At 63.1% G+C, this 14402-nt stretch carries 14 protein-coding genes; 10 read left to right on the top strand and 4 right to left on the bottom strand.

The genetic code is table 11. From position 1 onward, the window contains the following. Positions 1 to 94 precede the first annotated feature (94 nt). Together ACRTG1_RS10595 and ACRTG1_RS10590 are read left to right on the top strand one after the other, a co-directional pair. Positions 95 to 1465, top strand: a complete 1371-nt coding sequence (locus ACRTG1_RS10595) for a DEAD/DEAH box helicase (RefSeq protein WP_206543793.1) — start codon at positions 95 to 97, stop codon at positions 1463 to 1465. Between the two features lie 134 nt (positions 1466 to 1599). Next, positions 1600 to 2811: an MFS transporter gene (locus ACRTG1_RS10590; protein WP_432516246.1), complete on the top strand. Its 1212-nt coding sequence runs from the start codon at positions 1600 to 1602 to the stop codon at positions 2809 to 2811. A gap of 6 nt (positions 2812 to 2817) precedes the next feature. Here ACRTG1_RS10590 and ACRTG1_RS10585 read toward each other — a convergent pair whose 3' ends face one another. Beyond that, on the bottom strand, positions 2818 to 3645 hold the full coding sequence (locus tag ACRTG1_RS10585; RefSeq protein WP_206548857.1) for an SDR family NAD(P)-dependent oxidoreductase: 828 nt from the start codon (positions 3643 to 3645) through the stop codon (positions 2818 to 2820). 228 nt (positions 3646 to 3873) lie between these two features. On the opposite strand from ACRTG1_RS10585, the gene ACRTG1_RS10580 reads away from it, so the two are divergent. The 5 genes from ACRTG1_RS10580 to ACRTG1_RS10560 all read left to right on the top strand — a co-directional run bounded on the left by ACRTG1_RS10580 (position 3874) and on the right by ACRTG1_RS10560 (position 7744). Next, a complete protein-coding gene (locus ACRTG1_RS10580) occupies positions 3874 to 4908 on the top strand; it encodes a cysteine synthase A (RefSeq protein WP_206543790.1) in 1035 nt (344 codons plus the stop codon). Beyond that, positions 4908 to 5648, top strand: coding sequence for an alanyl-tRNA editing protein (locus ACRTG1_RS10575; RefSeq protein ID WP_210347693.1), 741 nt, complete (start codon positions 4908 to 4910; stop codon positions 5646 to 5648). The genes ACRTG1_RS10580 and ACRTG1_RS10575 overlap by 1 nt, the downstream gene beginning before the upstream one ends. Before the next feature lie 15 nt (positions 5649 to 5663). Further along, positions 5664 to 6515, top strand: coding sequence for a 3-mercaptopyruvate sulfurtransferase (gene sseA, locus ACRTG1_RS10570; protein WP_113155502.1), 852 nt, complete (start codon positions 5664 to 5666; stop codon positions 6513 to 6515). A gap of 114 nt (positions 6516 to 6629) precedes the next feature. Then, on the top strand, positions 6630 to 7187 hold the full coding sequence (locus ACRTG1_RS10565; RefSeq protein WP_206543788.1) for an OmpA family protein: 558 nt from the start codon (positions 6630 to 6632) through the stop codon (positions 7185 to 7187). 83 nt (positions 7188 to 7270) lie between these two features. Continuing rightward, positions 7271 to 7744 (top strand): DUF1203 domain-containing protein, encoded by a 474-nt coding sequence (locus ACRTG1_RS10560; protein WP_206543787.1) that lies wholly within the window; start codon positions 7271 to 7273, stop codon positions 7742 to 7744. A 77-nt stretch (positions 7745 to 7821) separates the two neighbouring features. Here ACRTG1_RS10560 and ald read toward each other — a convergent pair whose 3' ends face one another. Next, positions 7822 to 8937 carry an alanine dehydrogenase gene (gene ald / locus ACRTG1_RS10555; RefSeq protein ID WP_432516245.1) on the bottom strand — a complete coding sequence of 372 codons (1116 nt, stop codon included), beginning with the start codon at positions 8935 to 8937 and terminating at the stop codon, positions 7822 to 7824. Positions 8938 to 9088: 151 nt separating this feature from the next. On the opposite strand from ald, the gene ACRTG1_RS10550 reads away from it, so the two are divergent. Next, positions 9089 to 9562: an Lrp/AsnC family transcriptional regulator gene (locus tag ACRTG1_RS10550; RefSeq protein ID WP_113155499.1), complete on the top strand. Its 474-nt coding sequence runs from the start codon at positions 9089 to 9091 to the stop codon at positions 9560 to 9562. 48 nt (positions 9563 to 9610) lie between these two features. On the opposite strand, the gene ACRTG1_RS10545 is transcribed toward ACRTG1_RS10550, so the two are convergent. Further along, positions 9611 to 10255, bottom strand: a complete 645-nt coding sequence (locus ACRTG1_RS10545) for a 5-formyltetrahydrofolate cyclo-ligase (RefSeq protein WP_432516244.1) — start codon at positions 10253 to 10255, stop codon at positions 9611 to 9613. Positions 10256 to 10466: 211 nt separating this feature from the next. Between ACRTG1_RS10545 and ACRTG1_RS10540 the strand changes: the two genes are divergently transcribed. Continuing rightward, positions 10467 to 12443, top strand: a complete 1977-nt coding sequence (locus tag ACRTG1_RS10540; RefSeq protein WP_432516243.1) for a bifunctional 2',3'-cyclic-nucleotide 2'-phosphodiesterase/3'-nucleotidase — start codon at positions 10467 to 10469, stop codon at positions 12441 to 12443. 198 nt (positions 12444 to 12641) lie between these two features. Then, positions 12642 to 12938 (top strand): Dabb family protein, encoded by a 297-nt coding sequence (locus ACRTG1_RS10535; RefSeq protein WP_113156349.1) that lies wholly within the window; start codon positions 12642 to 12644, stop codon positions 12936 to 12938. An 11-nt stretch (positions 12939 to 12949) separates the two neighbouring features. On the opposite strand, the gene ACRTG1_RS10530 is transcribed toward ACRTG1_RS10535, so the two are convergent. Continuing rightward, a complete protein-coding gene (locus tag ACRTG1_RS10530) occupies positions 12950 to 14401 on the bottom strand; it encodes a cryptochrome/photolyase family protein (RefSeq protein WP_432516242.1) in 1452 nt (483 codons plus the stop codon). Position 14402 lies beyond the last annotated feature (1 nt).

Genomic DNA, 14402 nt, shown 5'->3' with positions numbered 1-14402 from the left:
GTCACGTCGTTCATTCAAACATTTATTCGGCAGGTTGCGCCCTGCCACGTATCATTGCGGCGTCATCGGACGCCGGCATAGGAAAGATTGCATAGTGACCAATGACAACAATGCGAAACAGATCGGTTTCGCTGATCTTGGAATTTCCGGCAACCTGTTGAAGGCGGCCGAAGGGGTGGGGTTCGTAACGCCCAAGCCAATTCAGGAAAAGGCCATTCCGGCCATGCTCGAGAAACGCGACGTTCTGGGCATTGCCCAGACGGGCTCGGGCAAGACGGCAGCCTTTTCGCTGCCGATCCTCTCGCAGATCATCGCGCTTGGCACCAAGCGCAAGCCGAAGACGGCGCGGGCGCTGATCCTGTGCCCGACGCGCGAACTGGCCGTTCAGATCGATGATGTGGTGCGTGAACTCTCCCGCCACGCCCATCTCTCCACGGCGCTGGTGCTGGGCGGTGTTTCGCGCAACAGCCAGGTTCGTCGTCTCGCACAGGGTGTCGACGTTCTGGTGGCGACGCCGGGCCGTCTGACCGACATCGTGCGTTCGGGCGAGCTTTCGCTGTCGGAAACGCGCTGGCTGGTTCTGGACGAAGCCGACCGCATGCTGGATATGGGCTTCATCAACGATGTGCGCCGCATTGCGCGCGCCACGCATTCCGAACGGCAGACGGCGCTTTTCTCCGCCACCATGCCCAAGGAAGTGGAAAAGCTCTCCGAAAGCCTGCTCAACAATCCGCTGCGGGTGGAGATTGCCAAGGAATCCACCACGGCAGGCGAGATCACCCAGCGGCTGGTGATGGCGCGCACCAAGCAGAAGCGCAAAATCCTCTCCGACATGCTGGCCGACGAAGCCATGCGCTCGGTTATCATCTTCGCCCGTACCAAGCATGGCGCGGACCGCGTGACCCGCGATCTCGGCCGTGACGGCTTCGAGGCGGCGGTGATCCACGGCAACAAGTCGCAGAATGCGCGCCAGCGTGCGCTGAACGGTTTCCGTGACGGATCGGTGCGCATTCTCGTGGCGACCGACATTGCCGCGCGCGGCATCGACGTTCCGGGCATCAGCCATGTGGTGAATTTCGACCTTCCCGACCAGCCGGAAAGCTATGTGCACCGCATTGGCCGCACCGGCCGCAACGGCGCGTCCGGCGAGGCGGTTACGCTGTGTGATCCGGCCGAGGCTGACAAGCTGAAGGCCGTGGAGAAGATCATCCGCATGCGCCTTCCGCTGGTGGCGGACCACACGTCGGAGCCTGACCCGGCACCGCGCCCCGCGCCTGCCAACAATGGCGGTGAGCGCCGCAATGCGCAGAAGCCTGCCAAGGCCGGCGACAACCGTAAGCCAAAGCCGCGTCACGGTGCGAAGCCGCAGGCGCAGCAGGGCGAGCAGCGTCAGTCCGAAGGCGACAAGCCGGTCCGTCGCCGTCGCCGCACCCGCGGCAAACGCCCCGGCGCGCACGCGGCATAAGCCCGGCATTCGGGCTTCTTCAAAAGGGCTGATCGGCCGATAGGCCGGTCTGGCCCAATTGTCCCTCCGGCATCGTTCGGCTAGGCCAGAAACATCTGGCGGTTTAGCCAGACGGAGGAGGGAGCAGCGAAAGCATGGCCGGTCTTGCGGCATTGGCGATAGGATACGTCCTGTCGCAATTCTACCGGTCGTTTCTGGCCGTTCTCACACCTGCACTGACCAGCGAGCTGGGCGCCACCAAAGCCCAGCTTTCCATGGCGTCGGGCGCATGGTTTGTGTCTTTCGCGCTCATGCAGTTCGTGGTCGGCGTTTCGCTCGACCGTTACGGCCCGCGCCGCACGGCGGCGTTTTTGCTGGCGGTTTGCGGCGGCGGTGGCGCGCTGCTGTTCGCAATGGCGCCGGGGCCGTGGGCAATCATTTTCGCCATGGTGCTCAACGGCGCTGGCTGCTCCGCCGTGCTGATGGCCTCCGTTTTCATTTTCGCAAAAACCTTCTCGCCGGCGCGCCTGACCATTCTGATCTCCTGGCTGATCGCTTTCGGCACGATGGGCAATGTGGTGGGGTCTGCGCCGATGGCCGCTGCCGCTGAAGCCTTTGGTTGGCGCGGTGTGATGGCGGGGCTGGGGGGCTTCACCATTCTGACCGGCATCGCCATTCAGTTTCTGGTGCGCGATCCGGAGACCGACACACAGGCTGCGCGAGAAGCGGGCTTTGGCTTTCGTGGTTATGCGGAACTCTTGAAGCTGCGCGTCCTGTGGCCGATCCTGCCGCTGACCGCGCTCAATTATGCGCCGGCGGCCGGCATACGCGGGCTCTGGGCCGGGCCGTATCTGGCCGATGTCTACAACGCCGATGCGCTCTTGATCGGTCAGGTGACGCTGTTCATGGCGCTTGCCATGTCGGCGGGCAGTTTCGTCTACGGGCCGCTGGATGTGTTCTTCAAAACCCGGAAATGGGTTGCGGTCGGGGGCAATCTGATCGGGCTCATGGCAATCGTGCTGCTTGCCTTCATGCCGGTCTCGACGATCTTCATCACGACGGTCGTGTTCGTGGTGATCGGCGTGTGTGGTGCGAGCTATGGCCTCTTGATGGCGCATGGGCGGGCCTTTGTGCCGGCCCATCTGACGGGGCGCGGCGTGACGCTGCTCAACTTCTTCTCCGTCGGCGGCGCGGGCGTAATGCAGTTTTTGACCGGTGGCGTTGTGGCGGCATCGGTCGTGCCGGGTGACCCGGTGGCGGCCTACCAGACGCTGTTCATCTTCTATGCGGTGCTGATTGCGCTTTCTCTGGCGATCTATCTGGCATGCAGGGATGCGCCGCCGGAAGTGGAGCGGGTGCGGGCCTGACCCGGATCAGCCGGCGGCCCTGCTGCGCTTTTTGCGGGGGCCGAGCGGGCGCTTGTTCCAGCCTGTCAGGCGGTACATGACGAAGAAGACCACGGGCTTGGGGAACATGCGCAGAAATTTCAGCGGCCAGACAAGGCGCTTGGGGAAGGTGATCTCGTAGCCGCCCCGGCTGATGCCATTGGCGATGCGGCGCGCGGCATCCGGCGCGGTGAGAAGCGCGGGCATCGAAAAGCTGGTCTTGTCTGTCAGCGGCGTGGCGACAAAGCCCGGATTGATGATCTGCGTGCGGATGTTCAGCTTCTCGAAATCGAAGCGCAGCCCCTCAATGAGATTGTTAAGGGCGGCCTTGGTGGAGCCATAGGCCGAGGCAGAGGGCATGCCGAAGAAGGAGGTGACCGATCCCATCACCACGATCTGCCCGAAACCACGGTCGCGCATGCGGTCCGACAGGGGAACGAGCCCGTTCAGCGTGCCAAAAACATTGATCTGGTAGCTGCGGACGAAATTGGTCGTCTCCAGCCGGTCGCCGCGAACCGGCAGATAGGTGCCGGCGTTGAAGACGGCGAGCACGATGGGGCCGAGAGACTTCTCGATATTGGCGACGGTCCGCTCCATGCCGGCTTCGTCCATCACATCGCACGGAAAGACGAAGATGCGGCCTTTCAGGTTTTCCACCTCGTCGGTGATGGAAGCGAGGCCGTCTTCGGCGCGCGCCGTGGCGGCGACCGTGTAGCCATTGCGGGCAAGATGAATCGCAAGCGCACGGCCGATCCCGGTGCTCGCACCGGTGACCCACGCAATGCCATCATTTGGACTGGCCCGATAAAGCGCCATCCCATCCCCTCTTTCTCGCAGGCAAGACTTAACGGGCGGGTGATGGATTGAAAAGCGTATCAGGGCTAGAAATCGCTGAAAAACCTCAACTTATTGTCGGAATTTGTTCGTTCGTGAAGCAATTACCAAACGCGATAGCTTTGCGTGCTTTCGGCGTCTTGTAAAAAATCCCTCCTTGCAAGGCAGGAACGGGCTTCTTAACCTCCGCAAAAATTCAAAGAGGACGACATGAAGCACTCGGTTGTGGACGCCATCGGAAACACGCCGCTGATCCGCCTTAAGCGGGCCTCGGAGGAGACGGGCTGCGAGATTTACGGCAAGGCCGAGTTCATGAACCCGGGCCAGTCGGTGAAGGACCGGGCCGGACTGTTCATCATTCGCGACGCGGAAAAGCGCGGGCTTCTGAAGCCGGGCGGCGTGATCGTGGAGGGTACGGCCGGCAACACCGGCATCGGGCTGACGCTGGTTGCCAAGGCGCTTGGCTATCGCACCGTGATCGTTATCCCCGACACGCAGAGCCAGGAAAAGAAGGATGCGCTGCGGGTGCTTGGCGCGGAACTGATCGAGGTTCCGGCGGTGCCCTATAAGAACCCGAACAACTATGTGAAGGTTTCGGGCCGGCTTGCAGCGCAGCTTGCCAGGACCGAGCCGAACGGCGCGATCTGGGCGAACCAGTTCGACAATGTGGCGAACCGCGATGGCCATATTCACACGACGGCTGCCGAGATCTGGGAGCAGACCGGCGGCAAGGTGGATGGCTTTGTCTCTGCCGTTGGAACCGGTGGGACGCTGGCCGGCGTGGCCGATGGCCTGCGCGGCCGGAACCGGGACGTGAAAGTGGCGCTTGCCGACCCGATGGGGGCCGCGCTCTACAGCTATTACACGCAGGGCGAGCTGAAGTCCGAAGGCACCTCCATCACGGAGGGCATCGGGCAGGGACGCATCACCGCCAATCTTGAAGGGTTCACGCCCGATTTCTCGTTCCAGGTTCCCGATGAAGAGGCGCTGCCCATCGTCTTCGATCTGGTGCAGGAGGAGGGGCTTTGCCTTGGCGGCTCGACCGGCATCAACATTGCGGGCGCAATGCGTCTGGCGCGCGAACTGGGGCCGGGACACCGCATCGTGACGGTGCTCTGCGACCATGGCACGCGCTACCAGTCGAAGCTCTTTAATCCCGCGTTCCTGCGTGAAAAGGGACTGCCGGCGCCGGGCTGGATGGAAGGAGCGCCGGAAATCGACATTCCTTTCGAGGAGGTCGCGTGATGGCGCCGACCGAGACGCTTTTCCGCGAAGACGCCTATCTGCGCGATGGCGCAGCGCGGGTGGTGGGCATCAATGACCGTGGGGGCATTCTGCTCGACCGGACGATGTTTTACGCCACGTCCGGCGGGCAGCCGGGCGACACCGGCAGGTTCACGCGCGAGGATGGATCGCTGATTCATGTGGCGGCGACGGTGACGGGCGAGACCAAGGACGAGATCATTCACGTGCCGGCCGCCGAACAGGCCCTGCCGGAAGTAGGCGAGACGCTGCAGCTGGCCATTGACTGGGACCGGCGGTTCCGGCTGATGCGCATGCACACGGCCTGTCATCTTCTGAGCGTGGTCTGCCCTTTCCCGATCACCGGAGCATCGGTGAGCGAAACGGATTCGCGCGTCGATTTCGATTTACCCGATGCGAGCGTCACCAAGGAAGACGTGACCGCCCGCCTGATGGAGCTGGTGAACGGAGATCATCCGGTTTTCACCCGCTGGATCAGCGAGGAGGAGCTTGCAGCCAATCCGGATCTGGTGAAGTCGAAGAATGTGCGTCCGCCGCAGGGGGCAGGGCGCATCCGGCTCGTGTGCATTGGCGACGAGGCGTCGGTCGACAGCCAGCCCTGTGGCGGCACGCATGTGGCCCGCACGTCGGAAGTGGGCGAAATCCATATCGGCAAGATCGAGAAGAAAGGGCGCGAAAACCGTCGTTTCCGCCTGCGCTTCGGACCAATTCCAGCAAACTGAGACTGAGAGAAGAAAATGAGCGAGAAAAGCCGCTTCACGGTATCGCCGTCATGGCTGGAAGAACGACTGGAGACGCCGGGCCTCTCCATCGTCGATGCGTCCTGGTATTTGCCGGCGCATGGCAGGGATGGGCGCGCCGAGCATGAGGCGGGGCGCATTCCCGGCGCTGTGTTCTTCGATCAGGACGCTGTGGTGCATCCCGAAACGGACCTGCCGCATGCGCTGCCGGATGCCGCGACCTTCCAGCGCCATGTGAGCGCCATGGGGATTTCCGAAGACGACACCATCGTCGTGTATGACGGGCCGGGTCTTTTCTCCGCGCCGCGCGTCTGGTGGATGTTCCGCGTGATGGGCGCAAAGAATGTGCTTTTGCTGGATGGCGGGCTCGATGGCTGGCGCGCCGAGGGACGGCCCCTGACGGACAAGCCGGTCCAGACGGCTCCGGCGGTGTTCAACGCCAAGCTGGACGAAGAGCGGGTGGCGAGCCTTGAGGCGATGCTTCAACTGGTGGAGGATGCGACGGCGCAGATCGCCGATGCGCGTCCGGCAGGCCGCTTTACCGGTGCAGAGCCGGAACCGCGTGCAGGCATGCGTTCGGGCCACATGCCCGGCGCGCGCAATGTGCCCGCCTCCGCACTTTCGCGGGATGGACGCCTGTTGCCGCCGGACGAGCTGCGCGCACTTTTCGAAGGGGCGGGCGTCGATCTTTCGCGGCCCGTGGTGACTTCCTGCGGATCGGGTGTGACGGCGGCTGTTATCTCGCTGGCGCTCGAAACGGTCGGCCATTCCGACCACCGGCTCTATGATGGTTCGTGGAGCGAGTGGGGCGGACGCGCAGACACGCCGGTGGAGACCGGAGAGGCCTGACGATCCGGGATGTGAAGCGGCTGAACGTTTCGCAACGGGGCGTTCATCGCAAATTCAGCGGGGTTCGATGAAGATGTGCGCAATGATGACGCATGTCTTTGAAAGGAATTTTCCATGCTGAACCGTCGCCAGATGCTGGGAGCGGCCATTGCCGCCGCATTGATGCCGGGCGCTGCCATGGCGCAATCCCAGATGCCTTCGGCCTCTCGCATCCAGCGCAGTCTCGAAGCCGCGCCCGCGCAGCGCGTGCGCCCGCAGGACCGTGTGACGGTGCGGGAGCTGAAGCGGCGACCGGAGCTGCGCCGGCGCGCGCCATCCATCGACATTCAGGCCATCAATTTCGGCTTCGATTCAGCCGAGATACCCTATTCGCAGTTCCGCAAGGTGGAAGAGATTGCAGACGCCCTGCATCGCCTGCGTCGTCGCAGGCCGGGAACGGTTGTGCTGCTTGAAGGCCACACGGATGCGGTCGGGTCGTTCGCCTACAATCAGCAGCTTTCGGAGCGCCGGGCCAATTCGCTGAGGCGGGTTCTGGTGCGTGAGTTCCGCGTGCCCTCGCGCATGCTGGAAACGGTGGGCTATGGCGAGGAGTTCCTGCTGGTGCCGACACGCCAGGAGAACTGGCGCAACCGGCGTGTGACCCTGCGGCGCATCGACGATTTCCTGCGCTGACAGGCGCATTGGGCGGGAATCGGGTGGGAAGCCCCGGTCTCGCCCGGCACATTGCTCTCCAACACCTTTGAAGGAGAGCAATGATGGGCTTGATCAGATTTGTCGCCATGGACAGCGATGTTGCGCGGGCGTATCGCAATGGTGTGCCCGATGCCTATGGGCGGAGGCCGGAACGGCGGATTTCCACGGGCAGCGGGGTTCCCTGCCGCCATTGCCTGCGCACCGTTCCCGAAGGAAAACCCTATCTCATTCTGGCCTACAGGCCGTTTCCCGATCTGCAGCCTTACGCTGAAACGGGGCCGGTCTTTCTGTGTGCGGAGGACTGTGAGCGGGCGCAGGAGAGCGATGTGATGCCCGACCTTCTGCGGGCTGGAACGCAATGGCTTCTGCGCGGCTACGGAGATGATGACCGCATCGTCTACGGGACGGGTGACGTTGTTCCGCAGCAGCATATCTGCACCCGGGCGCATGAACTTTTGCAGCGCGATGACATCGCTTATCTGCATGTGCGCTCGGCAAAGTACAATTGTTATCAGGCGCGCATTGAACGCGCCTGAAGTGTGGTTCTGGGGATCAGACGAAAAAAAGCCCGCCGTTTCCGGCGGGCAAGTTTAGGAGGAAAGTCTTGCCGGGCTCAGGCCGCGAGCACGGAGCGGGCTTCGGCCATCTCGTAGCCCAGTGCGTCGGCGACAGCCTGATTGGTGATCCGCCCCTTGTGGACGTTGAGACCGTTGCGCAGGTTCTGATCGTCGACGAGCGCCTTGAGGCCCTTGTCGGCGAGCTGGAGCCCGTAATGCAGCGTGGCATTGTTCAGTGCATGGGCGGAGGTGACGGGAACCGCGCCCGGCATGTTCGCAACGCAGTAATGAATGATGCCGTCCACCTCATAGGTGGGGTCGGAATGGGTGGTGGCGTGCGAGGTCTCGAAACAGCCGCCCTGATCGATGGCAACATCGACAAGCACGGCGCCCTGTTTCATGCCCGACAACATTTCACGGCTGACGAGCTTGGGCGCGGCTGCGCCGGGGATGAGCACTGCGCCGACCACAACGTCGGATGAGAAGCATTCTTCCTCGAGCGCCTCGACGGTGGAGTAGCGCGTATGGACGCGGCCATTGAAGATGTCGTCCAGCTCGCGCAGACGCGGGAGCGAGCGGTCGATGATGGTGACATCCGCGCCGAGGCCGACGGCCATCTTGGCGGCGTTGAGGCCGACCACGCCGCCGCCGATGATGGCGACCTTTCCGGGCAGCACGCCGGGCACGCCGCCAAGCAGCACGCCGCAGCCGCCATTGGCCTTCTGAAGCGCGGTTGCGCCGGCCTGAATGGCGAGACGCCCGGCAACCTCGGACATGGGGGCGAGCAGGGGCAGGCCGCCGCGCGCGTCGGTCACGGTTTCATAGGCGATGGCGGTGACGCCGGATGCGATCAGGCCGCGTGTCTGCTCCGGATCGGGCGCAAGGTGGAGATAGGTGTAGAGGATCTGGTCTTCGCGCAGCTGGACCCATTCCGAGGGCTGCGGTTCCTTGACCTTCACGATCATGTCGGATTTGGCGAAGACGTCTTCAGCGGTTTTGGCGATGGTTGCGCCAGCGGCGCGGTAGGCGTTGTCATCGGCGCCGATGCCTGCGCCTGCGCCGGTTTCCACGAGCACATCGTGCCCATGCGCCACATATTCGCGTACGGACCCCGGCGTAAGGCCGACGCGATATTCGTGATTCTTTATTTCTTTCGGACAGCCGACACGCATCCTTGTCTCCTCCAACATGTGTGCGAATCTTCTGGCTCAATCGATGAGACCACAAAAAAGACCGAACGTCTTTGCGAACTCGTTTGCAGTATCTGGCGATTTTCGCTATTCCTTGCGCGAAATATCGCGTTCGCAGAAGGAAATTCGAAAAATGGCCCTGGATAGGATTGATATCGCCATTCTGGATGCGTTGCAGCAGGACGGGCGGATCTCCAATTCCGCGCTTGCCGAGAAGGTCGGACTGTCGCAATCGGCCTGCTCGCGCCGTCTCGACAATCTGGAGAAGAGCGGCGTGGTCAAGGGATACCATGCCCGGCTTTCGAATGCAGCCCTTGGACATGGTGTAACGGTGATAGTCCATATCTCCTTGTCGGGCCAGTTCGAACGCACGTTGAGCGAGTTTGAGGCGGCGGTGCAGCGCTGCCCGAATGTGGTTTCATGCCATCTGATGGCGGGCGAATATGACTACATTCTGCGGGTCGCTGCGCGGGATCTGCAGGATTATGAGCGCGTTCACAAGGAATGGCTGACGGGCATGCCGCATGTCATCAAGATCAACTCGGCCTTTGCGCTTCGCGAAGTGGTGGACCGCACCGCGCTGGGGCTGAAGCCTGAAATGTCCTGATCCGGGGGCAGGCGGGGACGCCTGACGGCAAAATCTTCTCGCCCGCAGTCAGCCGGCAGTCACTATGTGATCCATCGCAATGTCATGGGGCTGCGGGTAGATGGTCGGCAATTGCGAGAAGGCATAGCCGATGCCCACGACCAGCGGTTTCTTCGCCAGTGCGGCGAGGGTGCGGTCGTAGAAACCGCCGCCATAGCCCAGTCGGTAGCGCGCGGCGTCGAAGCCGACCAGCGGTGAAACCACGATATTAGGCGCGATTTCCGCCTGCGTTGCGGGAACGGGAATGTTCCACACGCCGCGTTCAAGTGTGTCGCCGGGCCGGTAGGGCCGGAAGACGAGCGGTGCGCCCTTTTCGATGACGACGGGGAGCGCGGTCTCTGCTCCCCGCGCTGCGCATCGGGCAAGCCACGGGCGTAGATCCGGCTCCCCCCGGAACGGCCAGTAGAGGCCGATCACTCGGCCGGTGGGATCGCCGATGAGACGGTCGAGCTGATTGGCAATGTCTTCTGCAAGTTCGCTTCGGGTTTTCGCCGGCACGGCAAGCCGCTCGGCGATGAGGCGCTCGCGGGCCGCCTTGCGCCAGCGCCGGACATCCGGCCAGTGGTCTGCATCGGCCGCCTGTGCGCCGCTTGCCAGCTCATGCATGAAGCAGGGCGGTGACGCGTAATCCCGGTCGCCGGAAGAAGTGTTCATCTCTTTTCTCTCCCTCTGCTTTGTTCGTGCAGCGCTTATCAAGACTGCGGGGCGGGCGGCTGAGGCGCTTTTCTCGCTGCGACATGTGAAGCGCCGTTTGTGCCATGGCCCTGTCATCCGGGCGTCACGAGTTTTTGCTGGAAGTCTCGCCACGAGAGCGCAATCATGACTGATCGCTGTTTCCGTTTCAAAGATTGAAAGAGAGATGACCATGACCCGACCGCACGCCCTGCTTTCCCGTCGCTCCTTCCTCGCCGGATCGGCTGCTGCCGGTTCGCTGGTTCTCATGCATCCGTTTTCCGCACGCGCTTCCGGCAATCAGGCGCATCTGCGCATCATGGAAACGACCGATCTCCATGTGCATGTCTTTCCCTATGACTATTATGCCGACAAGCCCAACGACACGATGGGTCTGGCGCGCACGGCCGCGATTATCGATGGCATTCGCGCGGAGGCGACGAATTCGATCCTGGTGGACAATGGCGACTTCCTGCAGGGCAACCCGATGGGCGACTACATCGCCTATGAGCGCGGCATGCGCGAGGGTGATGTTCATCCGGTGATCAAGGGCATGAACACGCTGGGCTATGATTGCTCGACGCTCGGCAATCACGAGTTCAATTACGGGCTCGACTTCATGTTCAAGGTGCTCGATGGCGCGAACTTCCCCTTCGTCTGCGCCAATGTGACCAAGGGCGAGCTCGCTGCCAACGCGCGCGATGACGCGCTTTTCCTGAAACCTTATGTGATCCTTGATCGCAAGGTGAAGGACGGCAATGGCGAAGAGCATCCGATCCGGGTGGGCCTGATCGGGTTCGTGCCGCCGCAGATCATGAACTGGGATTCGAAGCATCTGGCCGGCAAGGCCATGACGCGCGACATCGTGAAGGCCGCAGAGGCCTGGGTGCCGCAGATGCGCGAAGAGGGCGCCGACATCGTGGTGGCGCTGTCGCATTCCGGCATCGGCCCGGCGAAGTATGAGGAGAACCTCGAAAACGCCTCGCTGCTTCTGGCCGGTGTTGACGGCGTTGACGCCATCGTGACGGGGCACAGCCATCTGGATTTCCCCGGCCCGAAATTCGAGGGGCTGGAAGGCGTCGACAATGCGAAGGGCACGATTGCCGGAAAGCCGGCGGTGATGGGCGGCTTCTGGGGCTCGCATCTGGGGCTGATCGACCTGATGCTTGAACGCGACGGCAATCGCTGGATGGTGGTGAACTCCACCTCGGAGGCACGGCCGATCTTCAAGCGCGTGGAGCGCAAGGCCGAACCGCTGGTGGAAAGCGTGGCCAAGGTGGAAGACGCGGTGCGCGAGGACCACGAGGCGACGCTGAAATATGTGCGCACCGCCGTGGGCAAGACCTCCGCGCCGCTGCACTCCTATTTCGCGCTGGTGGCGGACGATCCGTCCGTACAGGTCGTGAGCCAGGCGCAAACCTGGTACATCACCGACATGCTGAAGGATGGCGCGCACAGGGATGTGCCGGTGCTTTCGGCGGCAGCCCCCTTCAAGGCCGGCGGACGCGGCGGACCCGACTATTATACGGACGTGCCGGCAGGCGATGTGGCGATCAAGAATGTCGCCGACCTCTATCTCTACCCCAACACGGTGCAGGCGGTTCTGGTGACCGGGGCGGATGTGAAGGAATGGCTGGAAATGTCGGCCGGCATCTTCAATCAGGTGGAGCCGGGCAAGGCCGACCAGCCACTGCTCGATCCGACCTTCCCGTCCTACAATTTCGATGTGATCGACGGGGTGACCTACCGGATCGATCTTTCGCAGCCTGCAAAATATTCGCCCAAGGGCGAGCTTCTGAACGCGGATTCGAACCGCATCGTCGATCTGCAGTTCAAGGGCGCGGCCATCGATCCGGCGCAGAAGTTCGTCGTCGCGACCAACAATTACCGTGGCGGGGGCGGGGGCAATTTCCCCGGCATCGGCCCGGACAAGGTGATCTTCGAAGCGCCCGACACGAACCGCGACGTGATTGTGCGCTATATCGTGGAACAGGGCACGATCAACCCGTCCGCCGACGCCAACTGGAACTTCAAGCCGCTGGAAAACACCTCGGTGCTGTTCGAGACCGGGCCGAAGGGCGCGGTGTTCGCTTCGAGCGTCGAGGGCGTTTCCATCGAGCCGGCGGGCGAGGGCAAGGAAGGTTTCGCGCTCTACCGCATAACGCTCTGAACGGTAGTCGGTTAAATATAATGATCGGTGATGAGAGGTCGGGCGCTTTGCCCGGCCTTTCTTCTTTTGAAGCAAGTGTTTGCCGGCTTCGGCGGATAAAGTGATTCAGGCGGTTCGCGCTTTGCGTGACGCTGGGGCGCATTGACTTTTTCGGGCGGTCGGCGCGATTTGCGGGCGCAATTTCCAGGAGACATGCCCGTGATTCGACACATCGTTTTTTTCAGCGCAAAGGATGAGGCTGATGTGGAGCGGATTGCCGAGGGTCTCGGCATGCTTGCCGAGATTCCGCATTCGGATTTCTTCGAGATCGGCATCAACCGCAAGGTCGACCAGATCGGCACCGAGGTGGATGTGATCGTCTATGGCGAGTTCCGCGACGAGGCGGCGCTGGCGGCCTACAAGGCCCATCCGGTCTACGACGCCTGCACGGCGAAGGTGCGGCCCATGCGCGAGATTCGCATGGCGGCGGATTTCGTTTCCAAAAAGAAGGACTGACGGGCGCCCCGTCAGTCTGCATTTCTGATCGACTTGTAGGCGGAGAGCGCATTCTCCCGTGCGGCCTTGTGGTCGACCATGGGGCGGGGATAGGTCTCGCCGAGGCTGACGCCCGCCTTTCTGAGTGCTTCGACCGGCGCTTTCCAGGGCTGGTGCAGGTGCTTGTCGGAGAGGTTTTCGATCTCCGGCACGAAGGCGCGCACATAGCGCCCCTGCGGGTCGAACTTCTCGCCCTGAAGCACGGGGTTGAAGATGCGGAAGAAGGGGGCGGCGTCCGCGCCCGAGCCCGCCACCCATTGCCAGTTGGCCGGGTTGGAGGCGGGGTCCGCGTCCACCAGCGTATCCCAGAACCACTCCTCGCCGGTGCGCCAGTGGAGCCCCAGATGCTTCACGAGGAAGGAGGCGACGATCATGCGCGCGCGGTTGTGCATCCAGCCGGTCTGCCAGAGCTGCCGCATGGCCGCGTCGACCACCGGATAGCCGGTTTGCCCGCGCTGCCAGTCTGCAAGCGCGCGGTCGTCCCTGTGCCAGGGGAAGGCGTCGAAATCGCTGTTGAAGTTCTTCGTCGCAAGATCCGGGTTGTGGAACAGGAGATGCCAGCAGAATTCACGCCAGCCGACCTCCTTGCGGAAGGTGAGCATGTCTTCGCCGGCAAGCTCGTCCGTGCCGTCAAGCGCCTGCCAGATCTGGAAGGGCGTGATCTCGCCATGGGCGAGATGGGCGGAGAGGCCGGAGGTGCCATCGTCTCCCATCCGGTCGCGGCGCGTCTTGTAGCCATCACCGCCGCCATCGAGGAACGCGATGAGGCGGTCTCTGGCGCCAGCTTCGCCGGGTGTCCAGGTTTCCCGCAGGCCGCCCGCCCAGTCCGGGGTGGTGGGCAGAAGCTGCCAGTCTTCGAGCGCATCGCCCGTAACGTCGCCTTCGAACGGTTTTAGCGATCCGGGGCGGTCGGCGGGTGCGCGCGGATGCACATGCTCGACCAGCGCGCGCCAGAAGGGGGTGAACACCCGGTAGGGACCGCCGGAGCCGGTCTTGATGCGCCAGGGCTCGTGCAGAAGGTGGCCGGCAAAACTCTCCGCCTCGATGCCGGCCTCCTGCAGGGCGGACTTCATCTGTGTGTCGGCGGCGATGCCGGGCGGGTCGTAGCGGCGGTTCCAGTAGACCGTGGCGGCTCCGGTTCCCTCTGCAAGGGCGGACACGGTCTTCGCCATCGGGCCGCGGCGCAGGATGAGTTTTACGCCAAGCGTCTTGAGATCCTTGCTGAGGGCCGTGAGGCTGTGATGCAGCCACCAGCGCCGCGCGCCACCGAGCGGGCGCGCGCCTTCGCTCTCCTCGTCCAGAATGAAGGCGGCGGCGACCGGCCTGCCGGCATTGGCGGCGGCGCACAGCGCCAAATTGTCGGAAAGGCGCAGATCGTGCCGGAACAGCACCAGAACCGTGTTCCGGTCATTCTCATTGGGCATG

The sequence above is a fragment of the Nitratireductor sp. PBL-C9 genome, assembly GCF_050877045.1.
Taxonomy (GTDB): Bacteria; Pseudomonadota; Alphaproteobacteria; order Rhizobiales; family Rhizobiaceae; genus Nitratireductor; species Nitratireductor aquimarinus.
The sequence above is the reverse complement of the archived record's forward strand: the minus strand, read 5'-3'. Positions and strand labels throughout refer to the sequence as shown.